Origin of the sequence: Chloracidobacterium sp. N, assembly GCF_018304765.1 — a bacterium.
Taxonomy (GTDB): Bacteria; Acidobacteriota; Blastocatellia; order Chloracidobacteriales; family Chloracidobacteriaceae; genus Chloracidobacterium; species Chloracidobacterium aggregatum.
Genome location: NZ_CP072642.1, coordinates 1,987,132 through 2,010,008, shown reverse-complemented (window position 1 = coordinate 2,010,008; position 22,877 = coordinate 1,987,132). Strand labels below are relative to the sequence as shown.

Genomic DNA, 22,877 nt, shown 5'->3' with positions numbered 1-22,877 from the left:
GAACGGTGATGAACGGTAGTCGTGCTCTCTGGCGGGTGCGTGGTAACGACATGACGACAGCCAAAATCTCGACCGTAGCCTGTCCCAAGTGCGGCCGCCTGAACGGACTCCACCGCACCACCTGCCTGTTTTGCGGCCAACCCCTGCTCGTGCCGGGGCAGGAAAGCCAGGTGCTTCCCAGCCTGCGGGACGCCGCCGATATTGAGCCGGGCTACAATGTCATCTTCCTGCCTTCGCTGCCGCCGACCGCCGAAGCCATCGAGGAAGTGGCCACGGTCGGACGCCTCACGCCGGAGCAGGCGGCGCACCTGCTGGCCTCCCCCTCGCCGGTGCCGATTGCGCGCGCGGCCACCTCCCACGATGCCGTGCTGCTGACCCAGCGCCTGGCGCAGTCCGGGCTGCGTACCCTGATCCTGTCCGATACCCAGTTGTCGCCGCTCCATCCGCCACGGCGCGCCCGGGCGTTGGTGGCCGTGGGGGAATACCTCGAAGTGTGGAGCAGTGAACCCGCGACCCCCCTCCGCCTGCCCTGGAAAGACATCTCCCTGCTGGTCTTTGGGATGCTGCGTTTCCGTCAGGTGCTGGCGCGGGAATCCACGGCCACACGCCGTACCAAGGCCGAACGGGAGGAGATTTACACCAACGACGAAGAAGTGCCCGTCATTGATCTGTTTGGTCCAACCCTGGCCACCCACATACGGATTCGCGCCGATGGGTTTGACTACTCGTGTCTCGGCCCGCGCCGGGGGCTGCTGGCGGCGGAAAACCATGCGCGCCTCGGCGACTGGCTGTTGGCTTCGGTTTCTGCCCCGACCGTGGTCAACCGGGACTTTCGCACCGTAGCGCGTGCCATCGAACCCGTTTGGGGGCTGACGAAAACCAGCAGCCGGCAGCCCTTCAAGCGGGCCGGAATCGGGAAGGTATCGGCGGAAATGACCGAATACGTGGACAATGACCGCCAGTTTACCTGTTTTGCCCGAAGTCTCTTTTTTATTGCCCGCCCCGCCTGAGTGTCAGGACTGAAAAAAATGCCGGGGACGGCAGAACAAGTACTTTGTGAAAGGCTCAACGGATTACGCTCACACCATGACGACACCCAAAGTTCAACCCGAAGTTCAACCCGCCGCCGCACCGCCGGTCATGGCGGACAGGGCGGATGAAAAATACACCGCAGATTCGATTTCAAACCTTGCCGGGCGGGATGCCGTTCGGCTTCGTCCGGCGATGTACATCGGCTCCAACGGCGAACTCGGACTCCACCACCTGGTTTATGAAGTGGTGGACAACTCCGTGGACGAAGCCTTGGCCGGGTACTGCACCCACGTGGATGTGTTCATTCATCCCGATGACTCCATCTCGGTCATTGACAACGGACGGGGAATTCCGGTGGACATCAAACGGGATGATCCCCTGCAGCGTTCGGCGGTCGAAATCGTCATGACGGAGTTGCATGCCGGCGCCAAGTTTGGGGAGAATAACAGCTACAAGGTGTCCGGCGGTCTGCATGGCGTCGGCGTGTCCTGTGTCAATTTCCTGTCGGAATGGCTGCGGGTTGAAGTCTGTCGTCAGGGACACGTCTATGAGCAGGAATTCGAGCGGGGCATCCCGGTGGGGCCCCTGCAGCAGACAGGCGTCACGACCCGGCGCGGCACGCGCGTCAGTTTCAAGCCTGATCCCCGGATTTTCACCACGACGCGCTATGACTTCGATACCCTGGCCCAGCGGTTGCGCGAGAAAGCCTTTCTGACCAGAGGACTGACCATCACCCTGACCGATGAGCGGGGGGCCGAAGAACGGCGGCATGTGTTTCACTATCCGGGCGGCATTGCCGAGTTCGTCACCCACCTCAACCGCAACAAGACGGTCCTGATGCCCAAGCCGTTTTACTGCGAAGTGACGCAGGGCGACCTGAACGTTGAGGTCGCGCTGCAATACAATGACGGCTACGATGAAAAGGTCTTCAGCTTTGCCAACAACATCAACACGGTGGATGGCGGCACGCACCTGTCGGGCTTTCGGACGGCGCTGACCGCGAGCATCAACGCCTACATGGCCGGCGAAGGCCTCGGCAAGCAGCTCAAGGAAAATCTCACGGGGGAAGACGTACGGGAAGGGCTGGTGGCCATCATCAGTGTGAAACTTCCCCAGCCGCAGTTCGAGGGGCAGACCAAAAACAAGCTCAACAGCGATGTGAAAGGCATCGTGGATTCCCTGCTGCGCGAGCAGCTCAGGACCTATTTCAACGAGCATCCTCAAGTTGCCCGGGCCATCGTCAAAAAAGCCGTTGATGCGGCGCAGGCCCGCGAAGCCGCCCGGCGCGCGCGCGACATCTCCCGCAAATCGGCGCTCACCCACCTCACCCTGCCGGGCAAGCTGGCCGATTGCGCCGAGCGTGATCCTGCCCGGTCGGAGCTTTTCATTGTCGAGGGGGACAGTGCCGGCGGCAGCGCCAAACAGGGACGTGACCGCCGGACACAGGCCATCCTGCCGCTCAAGGGCAAGATTCTCAATGTCGAAAAGGCCCGTCAGGACAAGGTGCTGGAGCACAAGGAAATCGAAGCCCTCGTCCAGGCGCTGGGCACCGGGATCGGCAAGAGCGACTTCTCGGTTGAACGGCTGCGCTACCACAAAATCATCCTGCTGTGTGACGCCGACGTGGACGGCGCCCACATCCGCACCCTGCTGCTGACCTTTTTCTATCGGCAGATGCCCGAACTCATCGAGCGCGGCCACGTCTTCATCGCCCAGCCGCCGCTCTACAAGGTCAAGAAAGGGAAATCGGAGCAGTACCTGCTCGATGATCAGGCGCTGAACCAGTATCTGCTCAAGCGCGCGACCGAACTGGTGCAGGTGACAGTCGAGCCGACCCAGCAGGTTCTCAAGGGAAGCAAGCTGGTGCGGTTTCTTGACGGATTGCTGGAATTTCAGCCCCTGGCTGCCAAACTGGCGCGGCGGCTCGGTGGCGACACCCGGCTGATGGAGCTGGTGCTGCAAGCCAGTGCCGGCGAAAGTGGCTATCGTTCAGGGCGCAAGTGGCATGCCCTCTTTGAGACCGATACCTGGTTGCGCAGTCTGGCCGAAACACTCCAGTCCGCCGGGTATGCGGCCCGTCTCGACCGTGACGAAGAGCACAGCCTGTTCCGCCTTGTCATCCAGCTTCAGGATGCGGTTTCACCGGAGCGAAGTGTGGCCGTGGACTGGGAGTTGGCAACGCACGCCGAGTTTCAGAAGTGTGCGGCCATCTATGCCGAGTGGCGCGAGGCCATGACGGGGCCCTACCGGGTGTCGCTCGGAACGACGACCACGACCGTGTCCGGGCGCAACGCGCTCAGCGAACAGGTATTCGCTCTGGCCAGAGGTGACATCTCCATTCAGCGTTACAAGGGACTGGGTGAGATGAACCCGGAGCAACTCTGGGAGACCACCCTCGATGCCGAAAGACGAACCCTGCTCCAGGTACGGATCAATGACGCCGTTGAGACCGAAAACATGTTCACCGTCCTGATGGGCGACGATGCCGAACCCCGCCGACGGTTCATCAAGGAACACGCGCTCGATGTGAAAAACCTCGACGTTTGACCGGTTGCGCGACGGGGCCGGCCGCCGTCCGTCCGGGACAGTTTTGCCGGGACAGTTTTGCCGGGACAGTTTTGCCGGGAATGGGCAGGGCGCAAGCTTAGCTGGCCGCCTTGCCCCGCTTTTTGTTTTCCCGGAAGCCGCTGTTGGGAATGGCACTGACGACAACCTTGCCAAACCGCGCCGACTGGCCAATCCGTGGCACCGTCCCGACAAAGTAGGCCCGCTGCCCCGGCACAAGAAACTCACCGCCGGCCATGGTGCGGCCGCTGCCGATAGGCACGTTGTACTTGTCCAGAACCGTAAACAGAAGCGACGGATTGTAGCGCCGCACGCCGTCATCGCCGGTGTGGACGACCTCGCCGCTGATCGTGATGTCGCCATTGTCGGCCACTTCAGCCGTACAGGTTTCAATGCGGAGGGGATCGTTGACAGGATTTTCGACCTGAACATTGATGGGAAAGGACATACTCGCCTCACCTGCAAAAGATGAGAAATGGCAGGGACGCCGTTCGGAGGAGGAACCCGCTTCCAAGCTACATTGCGCTGCCGTGGCTTGGTAAGTCCGAAAAATTACGGTGCGCCAAGCAGAACCACATTTGCCCACCGTGCCGGATGGTGGGCCGGGGCCGCGCGCCAGGCTTGCTGGAGCGCCACGGCCGGACTGGCTCCCGCCTGCCGCGCCCGATGAAACGCGCACATCAGGTCACGCATGAAGTGATCATCCGTACGGGCCAGCGTGGCGACGACGCTCGAAGCGCCGGCCGCCAGAAAGGCCTGTCCGAGGCCCGTCGCGCCTTCACCCCGCAGCGCCGCCCCAAGCGCCGACTCGCAGGCCGACAGCACCACCAGCCGGAGCTGTGGGAAGGAACATTCGTACACTTCGGCGGCCGTGAGTTGCCCGTCATCTTCTGCTGTGGCCGTGAGGTGGAGCGCCGACCGCAGCGGTGCATCCGGTTCAGCCCGTCCGTGAACGGCCAGGTGCGCCAGGTGGGTTTGGGGCAGCGCCGCCATAAGGCGCGCTTTTGTGACCTCGCTGCCAGTCAGTGTCACCCCCGGCCCCAGAATGGATTGCAGGCAGAGGAGCTCATCCCGTGCGCCGGAAAGCGGAGGCAGGTCGTGGGCTTCAGCGGCAGCGGACAGGTCCGGGTCAGCCGCCACGAGAGCCGTTCCGGTCGGTGGCTCGCGGGCAGGCGGCGCGTCCTTTTCGCGTGCCTGTTCCAGTGCCTGGACGAGCGTTGCCACGCTTGGGCACATCGAGAACGGCACCTGCTGGGCGAGCCACCGTCCTTCAGCATCACAGATCGCCGCCCACGGCAGGCTGTAAAGTGGGCCGTCCGGGATGATGACCAGGCGCGTGGAAGCCGTCCATGAGCATTTCAGCGGAGCGATGAGCGTGGCGTACAGTTGTTGTCCGATGTGGCGGATGTGGGAGATGTCACTCGTCACATCGGTCAGAAGACCGTTCAGGCTGTGGATGTCGCGGGCGAGTTGCGCGCCGCCGGTGGCCAGCGTTGTGTGCCGCAGGTCGCGCCGGGTGAGCACGAAACTTTCGGTCTGCTCATCCCCGACCGCGTAGGCCAGAACGATGACCTGCTCCGGCAAACGCACCTGTAACGCCCGGATGAAAGCCGCCCCGGTGGCTGGAAGCGGGGAGGACGCGCCGGGGTTTCCGGTCGCCTGGCGGCGGCGGTCGAGCAGGGTGCGCGCCCGTGCCTGTTCAAGACATGCGAAGGCTTCCGTGACCTGGCCGCGTTTCAGCCGCAGGGCGGCCAGACGTTCGTACAGCTCGGCCTGCCGGTGGAAAAAGCGTTGGCGGTCAGGAGTTTGGGTCAGGCGGAGGCGCGTTGTTTCCAGCCAGCGGATACCGGCTTCCAGGGCGGCTTCGGCGGACCGGGCATTGCCAAGGGCAAGGTGGGCGGCGCTCCGTACGGATTCCACAAGCGGCCAGTAGGCATCGTGCTGCCCGGTGCGCAGGTTTTCAGCGGCCGCCGTACAGAGCTGAAGAGCGGCCACGGGTTCTCCCAGCGCCATGCGACACCAGGCCGCCGTCGGCAGGTAGTCGAGGGCAAGAACACGCCGCACACGCGGGTCGTCAACCCGCTCCAGAACCCCGGCGGCCCGGTCGAGCGCAGCCGCAGCCGCTGCCAGCCGGCCGGACTTGATGTTCAACACCGCCAACAGGGTTTCGGCATCGAGCTGGAAGGCCGGGAAGGTTTGTCCGGCGGCGGCCGCGCGGGCTTCTTCAGCAAAGGCGAGGCCCAGTTCAAAAGCCCCGGCTGCCGCGCAGGTTCGGGCCGCAAAGGCGCAGGCCTGGGAATACCGCCGGGGATTCGTCCCCCGCTGGCGGCCGGTCTGGAGCAGTTGTCGCAGCGTCAGCAGTGCGGCGGGCGCATTGCCCTGGTGTTCGTGGGCGTCACTGAGAATGAGCAGGGTGCGTTGGGTTTCCTCCCAGTCGGAAAGCATCTGAAATGTCGCCAGCGCCGACTGGCAGTGGGTGACGGCCAGTGCCGGCCGGGACTGGCGGAGGGCAAGCTGGGCGCGCACCCGCAGGGTTTGCCCTTCCAGGCGGGCATAGTGCCGGCTGCGCGCCGTGGACAGCAGCGCCGCGCTTAGCCGGTCAAGCGGGGCGGTTTCGGGGCGTTGTACGGCGCAATAAACAAGTCCCAGTTCGGCTTCGGCCGCGCTGGCCAGGTCACCGACCGCGAGAAAGGTCTGGCGCGCGCGCGCGTAGAGCGGCTCGGCGGCGGTGGGTTGGCCCTCGATGGGATAGCGTTGGCGGGCCTGGCGCAGGTCCTGCCGGGCCGCCAGCCACGGGGCCGCCTGCTCTGTGTCCCGGAGTCTGGCAATAACCTGGGCGAGGTCGGTTGCCCACAGATCACCGGCCCGTTGCCGGGTTTGCTGAGCCAGACAGTGAAGCTGCTTGAGACGTGTTGACGCACCGGAAGTCACAAAGGCTTCGGCCAGTGCGCCTGTCCCATCGAGCAATGCGCCCAGGTGGTGGGTGAAAAAGCTCTGTGCTTCGGGCGTCTCCGGGTTGTCGACCAGTCCGGCCAGTGTGTCCTGAAGATGTGAGAGGTCGGGCGGCTGCCGCGTCAGGTCATCCAGATGCTGCCGGGCGACGGCGGCCCAGGCCCCGTCGTGTTCTTCGTCAAGGTAGTGTCGCCACTCGGCTTCCGCGCGGCGTGCCAGACCAAGGTGCTGAAACAGAAGTGCCCGGTTGAAGTGGGCGGTCCGGGCGTGGTCACGGGTGGCAGGCGCATGGTTGAGAGCTTTGAGCGCCGCCTCGAAGTCTTCCGGTCGTCCGTGCCGGAGTCCCCATTCGGACTGCACAATGGCGGCGTCGTTGGACCAGTCCGCCGTAGCAGGGTGTGGGGCGGGATGTGGGGACGTCAGACGACGACGGGCCAGATGAATCTCTCCGGCGGCCAGGTCGCGCCAGAGCAGGGCATGGGTACAGGCTGCGGGTTCAAGGGTCGTTGCGGTGGCGACAGCGGCCGTCAGCCTTGTGGTTTGGTCCAGATCGAGGCGGGCCGTCGTCCCGCTGGGAGGTGCTGGCGCCCCGGAAAGACGAAATCCGTGGGGTGAAGTCACCGGCCACTGCCGAAGGCTCTGCCATACATCAGGTTGGCTGGTGAGAGATGGTTGCCGGCAGGCCAGCAGTCCGGCGACAACGAAGGCCAGCAGCCAGGTTCCCCGCCGGACAGAGCGCCACGGTGTCGTCACGATACTGGCACGTTGCCGGCTGGTCATGGCCATTCCGTCTCCGTGGCTTTTCCCCTCTGCGAGTCAGAGCATGTTGCATCGGTACACTCAGCGTGCCAATACATGGCTGGTGAACCTGCTTCACCGAAACGTTCCAGACCTTTTACAAAGAGGACATCCTTTGCGACCCATGACATTCCCTGACACTCAAAAGCGCACGGCGCAATGCCGGATGGCGCTGCTCTCACTGGTGCTGACCGTGCTTCTGGCCTCTGGCTGCACCTCTCCGCCCCCGGCGCAACCGCCCTCCCTTCCGCCTCCACCGCCGCCATCTGCGCCAGCATCACCTCCGGCGACGACCCCCGCCAAGCGTCTGGTGGCAACCCTGGAAACGACCAAGGGCCGGATTCGCTTTGAACTGCTGACGCAGGACGCGCCCAAAACCTGTGAAAACTTCCGTCTGCTGGCCGAGCGAAAGTATTTCAATGGCATAACGTTTCACCGTGTCATCAAGGGCTTCATGATTCAGACCGGCGATCCCAAAGGTGACGGGACGGGCGGCGAATCTGCCTTTGGCGGTGAATTTGCCGATGAAATTGACCCCAAATCGCCGCTGTATCTGGCCGGGTACAAAGCCGGTATCGTGGCCATGGCCAATCGCGGTCCGAACACCAACGGCAGCCAGTTTTTCATCATGCACCGGGATTACCAGCTTCCGCCGTCCTACACGATTTTCGGGCGGGTGTTTGAAGGTCAGGACGTGGTGGATGCCATTGCCGAGACGCCAACCTACCAGGGCCCGGAAATGCTGATGCGGGACCGCCCCCTGACGCCCATCCGCATCATTTCGGCGACGGTCAGCGAATTTTGACCTGTGCGCCATGACGAAGGGAAGCCTTCTGGACTATTCTGGACGTGCAACTCACCTTGGAAAGGATATGTGATATGTCCACCCGGCGCATTGCAACGCTCGTCACCAATCACGGCACGATTCAGTTTGAACTGCTGTCCGGGGAGGCTCCCCGGACGGTGGAAAACTTCACGCTGCTGGCGAACCGTGGCTATTACACCAACGTGACCTTTCACCGTGTCATTCGCGGCTTCATGATTCAGGGCGGCGATCCAACCGGCACCGGTGCGGGTGGAACGTCGGCTTTCGGGCGGGAGTTTGAAGATGAAATCAATCCCGCCTCGCCGCTGTACCGGACGGGTTATGTGCCGGGCATTGTGGCCATGGCCAACCGGGGGCCGAACACGAACGGCAGCCAGTTTTTCATCATGCACAAGAAAAGCGCCCTGCCGCCCAACTACACGATTTTTGGGCGGGTCATCGCCGGGCAGGAGGTTGTGGACGCCATTGCCGAGACGCCGACAAATGCCCAGGACCGACCCCTCAAGCCGGTGATCATCGAGTCGGCGCGGGTGGAGGAGGTTCCGGCCGGTTGAGCCGCGGCTGAGAAGGTCACTTGCTTTTCGGGGATGAACGCGCTAGTTTCACGTTCCGCATTTCACGGCTGCATCCTTAGCTCAGTTGGATAGAGCGTTGGCCTCCGGAGCCAAAGGTCGCTGGTTCGAATCCAGCAGGATGCACCACTTTGCTTTTCCCCTGCGCGCCGGTCCGCCGCCCTCCTGCCATGGAAACTCACACTGCTGCCGTCGAGATGCGCGGGGTCACGAAGCGTTTTGGGTCTCTGGTGGCCAATGACGCGGTGACGCTCACCATTGCCCCGCAGACGGTTCACGCCCTCATCGGGGAAAACGGCGCTGGCAAGTCCACGGCCATGAACATCCTCTATGGCCTGTACACGCCGGATGCCGGGGACATCCGGCTGCGCGGTCAGCCGGTCCACTTCACTTCGCCACGCGACGCCATTGCCGCCGGCCTGGGCATGGTTCACCAGCACTTCATGCTCGTGCCGACGCTGACCGTGCTCGAAAACATCATCCTTGGCGCGGAACCGCGGGCGGGGTGGATGGTGGATAAGTCCGGTGCCCGGCGCCGGGTGCTCGATTTGTGCGAGCGCTACAGGCTGCGCGCCAACCCGGATGCCCTCATCGGGGAGTTGTCGGTTGGCGAGCAGCAGCGCGTCGAAATCCTCAAGACCCTCTACCGTGGCGCGGACATTCTGATTCTCGATGAGCCGACGGCCGTTCTGACGCCGCCGGAAGTCGAGGAACTCTTTGCAGTGCTGCGGACGCTCCGCCAGCAGGGCAAAACCATCATCCTCATCACCCACAAGCTGGCCGAGGTGCTGGCGATTTCCGACCGTGTGACCGTGATGCGCGATGGGCGCGTGGTGGGGGAAGTCGAAACCCATGACACCTCGGCGGAAGCTCTGGCCCGGTTGATGGTTGGGCGCGAGGTGCTGCTGCGCGTTGAAAAAACGCCGGCCCGCCCCCAGGACGTGCTGCTTGAGGTCAGGCAACTCACGGCTCTGAAGTCCAATGGGACGCCGGCACTCCAGGGCGTATCGCTGCAGGTTCGCGCCGGAGAAATCGTCGGGATTGCCGGGGTGGAAGGGAATGGACAGTCGGAACTCATTGAATGTCTGGCCGGGCTTCTGAAGCCAACCGGTGGGGAAATGCTGTTGCTTGGCCAGTCGCTGGTGGGGAAATCACCCCGCGCCATCCGGGCGCTGGGCGTGGCGCACATCCCGGAAGACCGCCACAAACGCGCCCTGCTGCTGGATTTCGACCTGTCGGACAACGTTATCTTGGGAGACCATTACCATCCTCCGGCAGCCCGTTTGGGATTTCTTGACCGCCCGCGCATCAACGAGCGAACGGAGGCGCTCCTGCAGGCCTTTGATGTCCGCCCACCCAATCGCCGGGCGCTTTCCCGCTCATTGTCAGGAGGGAATCAGCAGAAGCTTGTCGTCGGACGGGAGTTTGAGCTGCCACCAAAACTTCTGCTCGTGTCCCAGCCGACCCGTGGGGTGGACATCGGTGCCATCGAGTTCATTCACCGCAAGCTGCTGAAGCTGCGCGATGCCGGGGTGGGCATCCTGCTGGTATCGGCGGAACTGGAGGAAGTTTTGTCCCTTAGCGACCGCCTTCTGGTCATGTATGATGGGCGCATCGTCGGTAACGTTGAGCCGGACCAGGTTTCCCAGTCCGAGCTGGGACTGATGATGACCGGCGCTGTCCATTCTGACGCGGCTGTGGAGCATCGCTGACATGCCTTTTTATTACTGCCCGAACTGTGGTGCTTCCAATCCCGATTCGGCGGCGGCCTGCTACAACTGTGGAGCACCGAACCCGACGGCGCAGACCACGGACGCCACACCGCCGGCCGCGACCAATCCGTTCGAGGCGCCGACCCAACCGCAATCCCCCTATCAGGCGCCGTCCTATCCTCCCTATCCGCCGCCGGTGACGCCCTCGCCTTACGGAATGCCGCCAGCACCCTATCAACAGCCTTATGTGACTCCTGATGTCACTCCGGCGTATGGGCCGCCACTCTACGGACCGGTTGGGTATCAGGACCCGGCATTTTCGGTCGAGGCACAGCGCTGGCAGGGGCAGGCACGGACGGCACTGATCCTGGGAGTTCTGGGAGTTCCGGGGATGCTCTGTTGTATGTCGCCGGGTGCATTACTGGGTACGGTGTTAGGTACAGTTGCCTTGGCGCTCGGTATCCAATCAAAAAGCAGCCTGCAGCGCCTGGGTGTCGCTGAAGGTCAAGCCATGGCCCTCATTGGTATGATTTTCGGTGGTTTGGACATTGCCATCGGGCTGCTGGCCCTGTTGGTCCTCTTTCTCAAGTGACACCTATGAGGGACTCCAAGGTGGTTTGACCACCAGTTGGTGAGAGGAGAAAACGATATTGGCGGCACTACCTGTTTCCATCATTCTGACAACTCCTTACGGGCAGCCCTCCCAGTCACCTTACCAGCAGCCCTCTTATCCGCCACCTATGATGTCTCCTCCACCAGGGGGGCAAGTGCCAGGTGCAGAAAAGCGAATGTCGGCGGCCTTGCTGGCGATCCTTCTCGGTGGTTTCGGCGCACACAAATTCCTGCTCGGCTACCAGCAGGAAGGGCTCATCATGGCCGCTGGTACTATCGGCGGCTTTATCCTGGCCGTTGTCATCGGCCTTGTGACCTGTGGCGTTGGGTTTATTCTGTTCATCATCCCCTTTGCGGTTTCTGTCATCGGGCTGATTGAAGGTGTGATGTACCTGAACAAAAGTGATGAAGAGTTTGTGCGGACGTATGTTCAGGGGCGGCGCCCCTGGTTTTGAAAATCCCTGCCCGCATTCATCCAAGGCTGGCAGGCTGAACTTGAAGTGAATTCTACTGACTTTGGGAAACACTCCAGCCATGCTGTGTCGGCTTTTTCCCATCACCCCAAGAGAACACCTATGCTCCGACAGATGCGCCTGGCAACCCCGAATGGACCCAGACTGGCCCTTGATTTGAACCTTTTTTCCAGCCCCTACGGTGGGTCAACCCCTCCGTCGTATCAACCCGCGCCCTATCCGCCGCCGGTGGGTGGGCCCATCCCCGGCGCTGAAAAGAAAATCCCGGCGGCCATCTGCGGTATCCTGTTGGGTGGGTTTGGCGTTCACAAATTCATCCTGGGGTACACGGTGGAAGGTCTCATCATGCTGGGGATTACCGTGCTGACCTGTGGCCTTGGCAGCCTGATCTCCGGCATCATCGGACTGGTGGAAGGGATTATGTATCTCACCAAATCCGATCAGGAGTTCGTGGCGACCTATATTCAGGGACGCCGCGGCTGGTTTTGAGGGACTGTGCTGGAACCTGCTGATGCCCCGCCAGCCGTGAAGTTGCCGCTTGATGAAGTGGCGCGGTTGGAAGGGCGTACCATGTTGGCGCTGGCGCTCGGCCTCACGTCGGCGCTGATCGGCTGGCTCTGTACCCTCCCGCTGGGCATCTTTGCGCTTTTTCTGGCGATTCAGTCTGAGGCCGCCATCCTTCGCCTCGAAGACCATGACCCGTTGCCGGCGGCCGTCCGGGAGCGACTGGTCAGGCTTCAACGCCGTGCACGCTGGAGTCTGGTGCTCGGTGTAGTCGGGACGGTTTTCTTCCTCGTGAGCCTGATCCGGTTCCTGTGGCTTTACCTTTCGTCAACCTGAGCCCGGCTTTGGAGTGCATTCACTATTCACTACCCGCCACTTGCCATTCGCCATTCGCCACTCACCATTCGCCACTCACCACTCACCATTCCCGTGAAACCCTATGGAAAACGGTAGCCGCAGCCGGAGCAGAAACGCGCGCCCATCTGGTTGACGAGTCCACACTGGGGACAGGACGGCATCCCGGACGCCGCTTCTGCGGTGTGGGGCACGACGGAGGCTTTGGCTCCGCACCGTGAACAGAAAATGGCATTGGCTGGCATCGGGGACTGACAGGCAAGACAGCGTTGTTCAGCCGGCGGGGGAGGCTGATAGCCCCGGTACGACGGTTCGGGTGGCGCCACCGGTGCATACGCCTCGAAGGGCTGCGCCAGACGGCTGTCAATATGGGTCCACAAGTCCTCGACCAGCTTGAGTTGATTGAAAGCGCCGACGATGGGAAGGACGACAAGCGGCCCCAGCAAAACGTAGCCGACCACACCCAGAGCGGCTTTCTCCAGCCACTTGCTCGTGCCAATCTCGACGAGCAGGCGGTCACCTACAACCTGAAGCCGTACCGTCAGGGCAGAAGACTGTCCCAGCAGGGTCGTCAGCGTTGAGTCCCGAACGGCCTGGATGACCGTGGCTTCACCGACCGGCACAACCTGTACGCGATGGTCCCGCATCAGGAAAAAGTGCCGAATGTCGTTGGCCAGCGCCGTGAGGTTGAATCCTGCGGGAAGACGATAGGTGCGGTCTTGCATGGGAGCACTCCAGACTTGGATGACAGTGGGGTTCGGACTACCTTACTGGCCGATGCCAGCCTTGCTTGTAGAACGCCAGGCTGTATAACGCAACCACGATTGAGGTGAAAAACAAAGCCATGACGTATGCACTCAGACCCTGGTTGGCCGTGGCGCTGGCTGGTGGCCTGCTTGGTTTCAGCGGTATGCCCACGACGGTTGGCGCGCCGGTTCCGGCACCCGTTCCCAGCCCGGAATGCCCCGGCAGTCCAAGCTATGACTGTAGCGGGATTCCCCCCGTCATCTGTCGAACGATCTGTAACCAGTTTCAATCGGCCGTCGTGCGTGACCGCTGTACCTATCGGCAACGGTTGGTGATTGAACGGTACGAGAAGCCGCGCCGGCCCGGTGATGCGCCGGGCCGCCAGCGCCAGAATCGTGAGACCGAAGTCATCGTTGAACCGTCCACCCGTCCCGACGAGACCGGGCAGTATCCGGTGCTGACGCGCATCGTGAGCGACACCGATGACAATGGACGCCCCAGGAGTCGGGTTGACCCGAAGGCGCTGACCATCCTCTCGGCCCAAGGCTTTTTCGACCTGATTTTTTTCCCGCTGACGCCTGAGCGGGTCGCCTACTACGAGTTTGAGCCGACGACTTCACCCCGTGAGGGGGAACTGGCCTTCCGGTTCCGTCCCCGGACGCGCTCGCGGACGGTACCGCTGGCTTCCGGGGTGGTTTACCTCAGCGAGCAGGGCGAAATGCTGACCCTCACGATAGATGGTATGTACAACCTAGAGATTCTCGACAAGAACCTCAAAAACATCCGGTCCATTTCGGCGACGGTGGACTACTCACAGTTCAATGACCGGTTCCGCATGCCGACGCTGGCACGCGGTGAAGGGCTGTCGGATGTGTCGCGCTTTGATGGCTATTTCAAGTTCAGCTTCGAGGAAGGCAACTACCGGCCGGTGCTGACAATGCCCTCCTGGGCAACGACCCGACGCCCACTGCGCGATTGAGTCGGGGCCAGGAAAGCCGGTCGGGACAAAAAGCGTGGAGAGCAAAAAGCGCGTGGGGCATCGCCAGGCTGGTCAACGCGCCAGCGGCGATGCCCCACGAATAGCCGTGCAGTGAGGTGTTTGAGCCCGGATCAGCGTCCTGCCAGTTTGCCGACGAGGGCAAAAAGCGGAAGGTACATGGCGATGACGATGCCGCCGATGGTGACACCGAGGAAGCCAATCATGATGGGTTCAATGAGTGTCAGAAGGTTGGCAATGGCGGCGTCAACTTCGAGTTCATAGAAGTCAGCGATCTTGGAGAGCATGGCATCGAGAGCACCCGTCTGTTCCCCGACGCCGATCATCTGACACACCATCGAGGGAAAGACCCCGCTGGCCTTGAGCGGCTCGACGATGGTCTGTCCCTGTTCAATCGAGTCACGCACACGGTTGATGGCATTGCTGACCACGACGTTTCCGGCCGTACGGGCGGTGATGTCGAGCGATTCGAGAATCGGGACGCCGCTTGACAGGAGGGTAGCCAGCGTACGTGAAAAACGGGCGACGGCAATCTTCAGCAGGATGTCCCCGATGACAGGAATCTTGAGCATCAGGCGGTCAATGACAAGCCGCCCGCCGGGCGTTTTGTAGTAAGCGCGGATCACCCAGACAATGGCCCCGATGATGATGAGCAGCAGCCACCAGTAGCTGGCCATGAAGGCGCTGACCGCAATGACGATTTCCGTCGGGAGGGGAAGCCGTTCACCCGGACCGAGCAGCCCTTCAAAGATGTTGCGGAAGGCCGGAATGACCACGATCATGATCACGCTGATGACCGCAATGGCCAGCACAATGACCGCCGACGGGTAAATCAGGGCCGAGATGACATCCGAGCGGAGTTTGACGATTTTTTCGATGAAGGTGGCGAGGCGTTGCAGAATGGTGTCGAGAATACCGCCGGTTTCCCCTGCAGCCACCATGTTCGTGTAGAGGTTGTCAAAGACCTTCGGGTGTTTGGCCATGGCGTCTGAAAGGGTTGAGCCGCTTTCGACATCCGTGCGCACCTGTGTGAGAACCTGCTTGAAGTATTTGTTTTTGTCCTGTTGGCTCGCCAGGATTTCAAGGCACTGGACAAGCGGCAAGCCGGCATCAATCATCACGGAAAACTGACGTGTGAAGATGGCCAGCTCCTTCGAGCTGACGCTTCCACCGACCAGTTTGGGAAGGGCAATGTCCCGGCTTTTTTCCTGGACACTGAGCAGTGTGACCTGTTCGCGGCGGAGCAGGCTTTCGAGCTGTTCACGACTGGCAGCCGTGCGCTCTCCACGCACCTGCTGATTGAGCTGGTTGCGTCCTACGAAAACATACGTCGGCATGACCGAATCACTCCTTGCACGGATGCATCTGCAACGGCTTCGGACGAGGCCCCTGCCTCCAACCCACTGTTTGGTGCCACTGCCTCACCCGGTTGCTGCGGCTTACGGGGCAACATCCGATGACACCGCACCGCTGCGGCTGATTTTCCCAGGTTCGATGTGTCCTATGAAAAGCGTGTGCATATTGTTGGCGATATGAACGCCGAACGCAAGTCACGAAGTGAAAACTCCGTGACTTTGCAGGATTCGTCCATCCGGTCAGGCCCGACTAACGGCGAACCGGAGGGGGCATGCCGGGGCGCGCCGGGCCACCCGGGGGCATGGGCCGCCCGCCAGGGGGCATCGCCCCGCCGCCGACGCCGCTGGTGGCACGGTTGATGAGGTCCTGTAACTCGTCGGGGTTGTGCGACCGCGCCATGGCCACTTCGAGCGTAATCTGACGGCTGAGGTACAAGCTGAGCAGCGACTGATTGAAGGTCTGCATCCCGAACTTGTCCTGCCCGGTTTGCATCATCCCGTAAATCTGGTGGATTTTGTCTTCCCGGATGAGGTTGCGGATGGCCGAGTTCGGGACGAGGATTTCAAGCGCCATGCAGCGTCCCTGCCCATTGGCTTTGGGGAGGAGCGACTGGCACAGCACGCCTTCGAGAACGAGGCTGAGCTGCGTCCGAATCTGGGACTGCTGGTGGGACGGAAAGATGTCAATGATACGGTTGATGGTCGAGTAAGCCGAGTTCGTGTGCAGCGTGCCGAAGGTCAGGTGTCCGGTTTCGGCGATCCGCAGCGCCGTTTCGACGGTTTCCAGGTCGCGCATCTCCCCGATGAGCACCACATCAGGGTCCTGACGCAGGGCAGCGCGCAGGGAGTTGGCAAAACTGTGTGTGTCGGCGTGGACTTCGCGCTGGTTGACGAGGCAGTTCTTGTGGGGATGGAGAAACTCGATGGGGTCTTCGATGGTGATGATGTGCTCGTGCCGGTCTTCGTTGATTTTGTTGATCATCGAAGCCAGGGTGGTGGACTTGCCGGAACCCGTCGGCCCGGTGACCAGAATGAGACCACGCGGCTTTTCACACAGCTTTCTGACTACCGGTGGCAGTCCCAAGTCTTCAAAGGTGCGGATTTCGTAGGGAATGGCCCGGAAGACCGCTGCCACAGCGCCGCGCTGGTTGAAGAGGTTGGCCCGGAAGCGGGACATGCCTTTGATACCGAACGAGAAGTCGAGTTCCAGGGTCTCCTCGAAACGGTGCTTCTGGGCGTCGGTCAGCACGGAGTAGGCCAGTTGCTTGGTATCCGCCGGCGTCATTTCGGGGTAGTCGAGTGGACGAAGATGTCCGTGAACCCGAACCTGGGGTGGTGAATTGGTTGTGATGTGGAGGTCTGAGCCGCCCAGTTCGATCATTTTCCGAAGCAGGTCGCTCAGCACAAAGTTTGACGACATGGCAGGTCCCTCCCTGGGTGGCGCTCATGGCAGGCTTGTCGCCCGCGTGTCTGGAGTTCAGACGCGGTGGTCTGCGCGTCGGTAGAGCAACTCGGTTTGTGTCACCAGCCTTGACGCTATCGCTTCTGCATCAGCCTCCAGGGCAGGGCTGGTTGCTGATGAACCGGGACATGGGTCAGAGGACGGTCTCCCGCACCACTTCTTCGATGGTGGTGATCCCCTCCATAATTTTTCGCAATCCGCTGCGCCGCAGTGTGAGCATCCCGTGCTCAATGGCCTTTTTGCGCAGCTCCAAGGCCGAGGCGCCGATGAGGATGAGTTCACGCAACTCATCGTTCATTTCCATCACCTCGTAAAGACCAACCCGGCCCTTGTAACCCGAACCCTTGCACTTCGGACACTCCCGCCCGTCCTTGGTTTTGCCAGTCCCTTCGTAGATGACGACTTTCGAGGCCTCTTCCGGAGTAAAGCCCAGCTCGATCAGCGTTTGAGCCGGCGGCTGGATTTTGGCCGGGGCCTTGCACTCGGTACAGATGCGCCGGATGAGCCGTTGTGCCTGAATGAGGTTGACGGACGTGGCAACCAGAAACGGCTCAATTCCCATGTTCATCAGGCGGCTGACGGTGGAGGGCGCATCGTTGGTGTGCAGGGTGGAAAGCACCAGGTGTCCGGTGAGCGAGGCTTTGACCGCAATTTCTGCCGTCTCGAAGTCCCGAATCTCGCCGACAAGGACGATGTTGGGGTCCTGGCGGAGGAAGGAACGCAGCGCCGCCGCGAAGTTCAACCCGATTTGTTCTTTCATCTGTACCTGGTTGATGCCGGTCAGGTTGAACTCAACCGGGTCTTCCGCCGTCATGATGTTGGTATCCGGTGTGTTGAGGCTGGCCAGTGCCGAGTAGAGCGTGTTGGTTTTCCCCGATCCGGTGGGACCTGTCACCAGCACCATGCCGTAGGGTTTGGCAATTTGGCGCTTGAATTTTTCAAGGCTTTCCGGCTCGAACCCCAGCTTGGTCATATCGAGCATCAGCTTTTCCTTGTCGAGCAGCCGAAGCACGATTTTTTCACCCCAGAGGGTGGGGAGCGTCGAGACCCGGAAATCCAGGTCGCGCACGCCGGTGTCGCGTTTGAGTTTGATTTTGATACGTCCGTCCTGGGGAAGGCGCGTCTCGGCAATGTCCAGTTTGGCCATGATCTTGATGCGCGAGGTCAGCCCGGCGCGCATTTTCATGGGCGGACGCATGACTTCCCGCAACAGTCCGTCCACCCGGAAGCGGACGCGAAACTCTTTCTCGTACGGCTCAATGTGGATGTCACTTGCCCCGTATTCCAGCGAGCTGACCAAAATCATGTTGACCAGCTTGACGACCGGTGCTTCATCGGCCGAGGCGGCGCTGAGGTCGAGGACATCCTCATTGGATTCACTGACTTCGAGATCGGTGTCGCCCAGCGCCTCGTTGAGTTCGCTCATGGCCTCATCAAGGTTGACGGGCGCTGTGGCGGGGACATTGGCTCCGCCGGCGAGGCTGCTGAGGCTGAACTGGTCGTTGAGTCCGGCCGAGAACTCGCTCATCTTCTCTGCCAGAACGAGTCCCTTTTCCGGGGCGTAGTAGCGCGCCAGGGCGCGTTCGAGTGAAAGCTCTGAAACGACGACCTGCTCGATGTTGAGACCCGTCATGAACTTGATGTCGTCAATGGCGAAGACATTGGCCGGGTCCACCATCGCCAGCGTCATCGTCGAACCGTTGCGCGCCAACGGCATGACCATGTACTTGCGGGCGGTTTCTTCGGGCAAAAGCCGGACGGCATTTGGGTCAACATCAAACAGATCGAGGTTGACAGCCGGAACACCGTATTGCCGGCTCAGAACGGCCGTGATGGCCTCGTCCTGCACTATCCCCAGCGAGACGAAAATGGAACCAAGCCGACCACCATGAGCCCGCTGGTAGTCAAGCGCTTCCTTCAACTGCTGGGGCGTGATCAGTCCCTCCTTGAGGAGGACTTCACCAAGTTTTGCTGACATTTTGCGAATACCCTGCGGTAAGCGGTCAAAACCGACCAGAAACGCTCAAGTGTAAAGCTCAGCTTGCAGGAGCCGTACGGGGTTGGCTTTTCTCTAATTTGGCATGGAAACTAAGTGAATGGTTGCGAACATGTCAAGCCAGAGCCTCAGACGGCCGAGTGCCTGTCGTCACAGCCCGTTGTTTTGGGCGGCGGTCGGGTTGAGTGTCGGCATCTGGCTGGCCTCCTGGCTGCCTGAAACCTCGCCCTGGTGGTGGGGACTGGGATGTTTCAGTGTCTGGCTGCTGTGGGCCAGCCGGCGACGGCAGCCTTCCTTTGCACCGGAGTCCGGGTTGCGCCTGGCGGTCCTGTGTACAGTGCTGGGTGGGGCCTGGTGTGCTGCCCTGGAACAGGCGGCGCGGGAAGCCCCTGACCGGGTGCGCGTCCGGCTGCGGATGCTGCCGCCGGATGCCTCCCTTCAACTGACAGGCTGTCTTGTTGACTGGCCAGAACCGGCGGTTGGACGTTTGTCCTTCGATGTGGATGTCGCCACCCTCCAGTCAACACCGTCGGCCGCCCCCGTCCCAGCGCGTGGACGGGTGCGCCTGGTGCTGCCGCTGACCCGCCCGGAGCAGGTCCACGAATGGGAGCAGGCAAACCTGACGCCAGGCGACCTGCTTGCCGTCACGGCTACGCTTGGTCGCCGGGGACGCCACGCCAATCCGGGAAGCTACGCGGTCGGTGACTATCTCGACTGGCGTGGCTACGATGCCCAGGGGCAGGTCATCGCCCTGACACGCCTGCGCCCCACGGCTTCACCGGCTGGCTCGTGGCTGAAAAAACTGCGGCTGCATGCCACCTGCCAGTTGCAGCGGGATTTTGACGCCCGCACTGCCGGGTTGCTGGCGGGAGTCGTGCTGGGGAGTGAGCGCTTTCTGGATGCCACCTGGTCTGATGCATTCCGTCAAAGCGGGACGTTTCACCTGCTTGTCATTTCGGGTTCGCATTTTGCCCTGGTCGCCGGACTCATAGCCTGGATACTGACCCGTTTTGGCATCCACCGCTGGGCCGTGGCGCTAGTTGTGCTGGCTGCGGCGTGGAGCTACGCCCTGTTGGTCGGCCTCGATCCGCCGGTCTGGCGGGCCGTGGTGGCGGTTTCCATCTGGCAGTTCGTCGGTCTGTGGTATCGCCGGCCGCACTGGTTGAATATTCTGGGGGCCTGCGCCTGTGTGCTGCTGGTGACGCAGCCCTCGAACCTTTTTGCCGCGAGTTTTCAGTTGACATTCGGCGCAGTCCTGGCGCTCGTCGGCGTGGCCGCGCCCATCCATGCCCGTTTGCGGGCCATTGGTGCCTGGCAGCCGAAACGTACCAGTCCCTATCCGCCCCATGCGCCGCGTTTCATCCGCCGTCTGGCCGAGGCCCTCTTTTGGCGACCTTCGGCGTTTCAGGCCCGGATGCGGGGTGAACCGGTGACGTACCGTCTGGAGAAATCCCCCTGGGCGGCGCGGCTTGAACGCCTTGGCTTTGGCGACTGGAACCTTCAAACCGGGTTGCGGTGGGCTTTTGGGCTGCTGCTGGTGAGCACCTGTGTGCAAATCGTCCTGTTGCCCCTCAACCTCTTCTACTTCAACCGTCTCACGCCGGGCGGCGGGGTGGCGACACTGGTGGCGGAACTCATGATGAGTGTCGTGTTGTTGTCCACGCTGGCGTACTTCGCCCTGCTGGCGGTCTTCCCGCCGGGTGCCGTGCTTGTCAAATGGCTGGTCGCCGGGAGTGTTCACTGGCTTGTCCGGGTGGCCGAAGTAGGAAGCCGGTGGGGAAGCTGGCGGGTGCCGCACTGGGAAGGGTGGGGGCTTGCGCTGTATGGCGGCTTTGCCCTGGGGTGTCTCCTGCTGGTTGTGGCGCTTGAGCGGTGGCAACCGCTGGCACCGCCTTCCGGCCGCCGACACCGGGTTGCCCCGGTCATGCTGGGGGCTGCGCTGTGTGTCGTTTTCGGTTGGCTGAGTGTGGCTCCGCCGCGCGCCTGGCGCATGCCGCCGGCCGGCTGGCTGCGGGTGACGTTCCTGGATGTCGGGCAGGGAGACAGCATCCTGCTGGAGTTCCCAACCGGTGAAACCATCCTCGTGGATGGCGGCGGCCAGTCCGACCGCGGCCGCTCCCGGCTGGATGGCTTCCGTGAAGACCGCCCGGACATCGGCGAGCGCGTCGTTGCCCGCTGCCTGTGGGCGCGTGGTATCAGACGGCTTGACGCCGTGGTGGCCACACACCCCGATACCGACCACGTCGGGGGACTCATCCCGCTGGTGGACGGTTTTGAATGGGGCCAAGTCTGGCACGGGCCAGCGCGCCTGGATGACCCGGTATTTCGGCGGTTGGTGCAGGCACTTGATCGCCGGGCTATTCCACGCCAGGCCGTTGGCACTGGTCAGCGCCTTCAGCTTGGCAATGTCACCCTGACTTTTCTCTGGCCGCCGGCCGGAGCGGTCCCGACCGGCACCAACGAGGATTCCCTCGTTCTGCGGGTCGAGTACGGCCGGCGCACCTTCCTTCTCACGGGCGACATCGAAGCTGCGGCGGAACGCCAGCTTGTGGCCCAACCAGCCAACCTCACCTGCGATGTCGTGAAAGCACCCCATCATGGCAGCCGCAGTTCGAGTTCGGTTGACTTCATCGGGGCCACGCGGGCGGCACACGTGGTCTTCAGCGCACCGCGACAGTCCCCCTTCGGGCATCCCCACCCGGAGGTGGTGAATCGCTATGCGGCGCTTCTGCCCCGGGCCGCGCAGTGGCATACCGGACGGGACGGTGCGGTGACGTTTGAAACGAATGGCGACATCCTGCGCGTTGAAACCTACGCTGGCCGCACGGGTGTCTGGTGACGGGGTGCCAGGGATGCCGGGCCGGGGTAGAGCGGCTGCCGTGGCGAAGAGTCCATCAGGCGAGGTTATGGCGATGAGGTGGTGTGTTGTATTCCTGACGGTGTACTGGTTGATGGCCGCGGTCGGGGCTGTGCCAGCCCAGAGCGGACGGCAGCGGGAACGCCCGGATGACAAGCCCCGCACCGGTTTTGAACTCGTTTCAACCGACGGCGGTTTCCGCGTCCGTCTGCCGCGCGGCTTCGAGCAGCCCAGGCGTGAGGACAGCGCCAACGGCTCCGTCATTGCATTCACCAGCCTGTCGGCCAATGAAACCCTGTGCAGCGTGGCCGTCAGAACCTTTACCCGCCTGGAACTGAAAGACGCCACGCCGGATCAGGTCATGGATGCGGCGCGGGATGCGTTGCTGCGCCCGTACAAGGGAGCCATCGAGCAGGAAGACCGCTACATCGTTCAGGGCCATCCGGCGCGCGCCGTTTTCTTCGGTGGTATGCGCGATGACAAGGCCATCTTTGGCCGCGTGGACTTCATCTTTGCTGCGCCACGCCTCTACCAACTGGCCGTCATCACAACCTTTCCCATCGAGCTGGACCGGGACGACGTGCAGCGGTTCTTTGAAACCTTCACCCTGCTCGAACCACCGGGGTCAGCCCAGGTGCTGCCGTTCAATCATCAGGCAGCGATCCACAACCACGCGCAGACCGGCCTCCCGCGCCCGCTGGACGCTGGGGTGAACAACCCCAAGCTGGAGCCACAGGGCTTTGGCGCCCTTGTCAATGGCCGCCTCGACAATCGGTGGCACATCTTCCGGGCGCCGGAAAACGTTGACCAAATCCACCTCACCGGGGATGGAAGCCAAATCGGGGTAGCTCGGACGCCCGAAAACCGTGACTTCCATGGGGTTGACCGGGGTGATGTCGTAGCCCCATTCGAGCATGAACCGGCTCACGCCATGACTGGCGCGGTCCGGTTTGGATGACAGCCCGACGACCGCAATCCGGCGGCAGTGTTCCAGAATCCAGGCGATGTCGGCCGCACGCTGAAAATCGGCAACAGAAAAATGGTCAGTCATGGTTCTCCATCG

19 protein-coding genes and 1 tRNA gene are annotated in these 22,877 nt (G+C 62.1%); 12 read left to right on the top strand and 8 right to left on the bottom strand.

Annotated features, from left to right (window positions below; genetic code table 11):
* Nucleotides 1–50 precede the first annotated feature (50 nt).
* Together J8C05_RS08380 and gyrB are read left to right on the top strand one after the other, a co-directional pair.
* The gene (locus J8C05_RS08380; RefSeq protein ID WP_211421768.1) at nt 51–1,010 is read left to right on the top strand and encodes a hypothetical protein; all 960 of its coding nucleotides are present in this window, start codon (nt 51–53) and stop codon (nt 1,008–1,010) included.
* A gap of 76 nt (nt 1,011–1,086) precedes the next feature.
* Nucleotides 1,087–3,579, top strand: coding sequence for a DNA topoisomerase (ATP-hydrolyzing) subunit B (gene gyrB, locus J8C05_RS08375; protein ID WP_246840685.1), 2,493 nt, complete (start codon nt 1,087–1,089; stop codon nt 3,577–3,579).
* Between the two features lie 97 nt (nt 3,580–3,676).
* On the opposite strand, the gene J8C05_RS08370 is transcribed toward gyrB, so the two are convergent.
* Entirely contained in the window at nt 3,677–4,045 is a 369-nt protein-coding gene (locus J8C05_RS08370) for a hypothetical protein (protein WP_058867070.1), read from the bottom strand.
* 104 nt (nt 4,046–4,149) lie between these two features.
* On the bottom strand, nt 4,150–7,329 hold the full coding sequence (locus J8C05_RS08365) for a CHAT domain-containing protein (protein WP_211421767.1): 3,180 nt from the start codon (nt 7,327–7,329) through the stop codon (nt 4,150–4,152).
* Between the two features lie 142 nt (nt 7,330–7,471).
* On the opposite strand from J8C05_RS08365, the gene J8C05_RS08360 reads away from it, so the two are divergent.
* From J8C05_RS08360 to J8C05_RS08325, 8 genes are all read left to right on the top strand, one after another.
* Complete coding sequence (locus J8C05_RS08360) at nt 7,472–8,152, top strand: peptidylprolyl isomerase (RefSeq protein ID WP_246604592.1); 681 nt, start codon at nt 7,472–7,474, stop codon at nt 8,150–8,152.
* A gap of 74 nt (nt 8,153–8,226) precedes the next feature.
* Entirely contained in the window at nt 8,227–8,727 is a 501-nt protein-coding gene (locus tag J8C05_RS08355; RefSeq protein ID WP_058867072.1) for a peptidylprolyl isomerase, read from the top strand.
* A 70-nt stretch (nt 8,728–8,797) separates the two neighbouring features.
* Nucleotides 8,798–8,874, top strand: a tRNA-Arg gene (locus J8C05_RS08350).
* Nucleotides 8,875–8,915: 41 nt separating this feature from the next.
* Nucleotides 8,916–10,457, top strand: coding sequence for an ABC transporter ATP-binding protein (locus tag J8C05_RS08345; protein ID WP_211421766.1), 1,542 nt, complete (start codon nt 8,916–8,918; stop codon nt 10,455–10,457).
* A gap of 1 nt (nt 10,458) precedes the next feature.
* Nucleotides 10,459–11,049 carry a zinc-ribbon domain-containing protein gene (locus tag J8C05_RS08340; protein ID WP_211421765.1) on the top strand — a complete coding sequence of 197 codons (591 nt, stop codon included), beginning with the start codon at nt 10,459–10,461 and terminating at the stop codon, nt 11,047–11,049.
* 148 nt (nt 11,050–11,197) lie between these two features.
* The gene (locus J8C05_RS08335) at nt 11,198–11,524 is read left to right on the top strand and encodes a TM2 domain-containing protein (protein WP_246840684.1); all 327 of its coding nucleotides are present in this window, start codon (nt 11,198–11,200) and stop codon (nt 11,522–11,524) included.
* 120 nt (nt 11,525–11,644) lie between these two features.
* A complete protein-coding gene (locus J8C05_RS08330; RefSeq protein ID WP_335334117.1) occupies nt 11,645–12,031 on the top strand; it encodes a TM2 domain-containing protein in 387 nt (128 codons plus the stop codon).
* Nucleotides 12,032–12,037: 6 nt separating this feature from the next.
* Nucleotides 12,038–12,382, top strand: a complete 345-nt coding sequence (locus J8C05_RS08325; RefSeq protein WP_211421764.1) for a hypothetical protein — start codon at nt 12,038–12,040, stop codon at nt 12,380–12,382.
* Nucleotides 12,383–12,483: 101 nt separating this feature from the next.
* Here the strand turns inward: J8C05_RS08325 and J8C05_RS08320 are convergent, their stop codons facing one another.
* A complete protein-coding gene (locus J8C05_RS08320; RefSeq protein WP_211421763.1) occupies nt 12,484–13,125 on the bottom strand; it encodes a zinc ribbon domain-containing protein in 642 nt (213 codons plus the stop codon).
* Between the two features lie 119 nt (nt 13,126–13,244).
* Here J8C05_RS08320 and J8C05_RS08315 point away from each other — a divergent pair, with 119 nt between their 5' ends.
* Nucleotides 13,245–14,126, top strand: a complete 882-nt coding sequence (locus J8C05_RS08315; protein WP_211421762.1) for a hypothetical protein — start codon at nt 13,245–13,247, stop codon at nt 14,124–14,126.
* Between the two features lie 131 nt (nt 14,127–14,257).
* Here the strand turns inward: J8C05_RS08315 and J8C05_RS08310 are convergent, their stop codons facing one another.
* From J8C05_RS08310 to pilB, 3 genes are all read right to left on the bottom strand, one after another.
* Nucleotides 14,258–15,481, bottom strand: a complete 1,224-nt coding sequence (locus J8C05_RS08310) for a type II secretion system F family protein (protein ID WP_211421761.1) — start codon at nt 15,479–15,481, stop codon at nt 14,258–14,260.
* Between the two features lie 268 nt (nt 15,482–15,749).
* Nucleotides 15,750–16,919 carry a type IV pilus twitching motility protein PilT gene (locus J8C05_RS08305; RefSeq protein ID WP_058867080.1) on the bottom strand — a complete coding sequence of 390 codons (1,170 nt, stop codon included), beginning with the start codon at nt 16,917–16,919 and terminating at the stop codon, nt 15,750–15,752.
* Nucleotides 16,920–17,094: 175 nt separating this feature from the next.
* Nucleotides 17,095–18,939 carry a type IV-A pilus assembly ATPase PilB gene (gene pilB / locus J8C05_RS08300; protein ID WP_211421760.1) on the bottom strand — a complete coding sequence of 615 codons (1,845 nt, stop codon included), beginning with the start codon at nt 18,937–18,939 and terminating at the stop codon, nt 17,095–17,097.
* A gap of 199 nt (nt 18,940–19,138) precedes the next feature.
* On the opposite strand from pilB, the gene J8C05_RS08295 reads away from it, so the two are divergent.
* Nucleotides 19,139–21,796, top strand: a complete 2,658-nt coding sequence (locus J8C05_RS08295; RefSeq protein WP_211421759.1) for a ComEC/Rec2 family competence protein — start codon at nt 19,139–19,141, stop codon at nt 21,794–21,796.
* A 199-nt stretch (nt 21,797–21,995) separates the two neighbouring features.
* Here the strand turns inward: J8C05_RS08295 and J8C05_RS08290 are convergent, their stop codons facing one another.
* Nucleotides 21,996–22,349 carry a hypothetical protein gene (locus tag J8C05_RS08290; protein WP_211421758.1) on the bottom strand — a complete coding sequence of 118 codons (354 nt, stop codon included), beginning with the start codon at nt 22,347–22,349 and terminating at the stop codon, nt 21,996–21,998.
* 90 nt (nt 22,350–22,439) lie between these two features.
* Nucleotides 22,440–22,865 (bottom strand): CoA-binding protein, encoded by a 426-nt coding sequence (locus J8C05_RS08285; RefSeq protein WP_211421757.1) that lies wholly within the window; start codon nt 22,863–22,865, stop codon nt 22,440–22,442.
* Nucleotides 22,866–22,877: the final 12 nt, after the last annotated feature.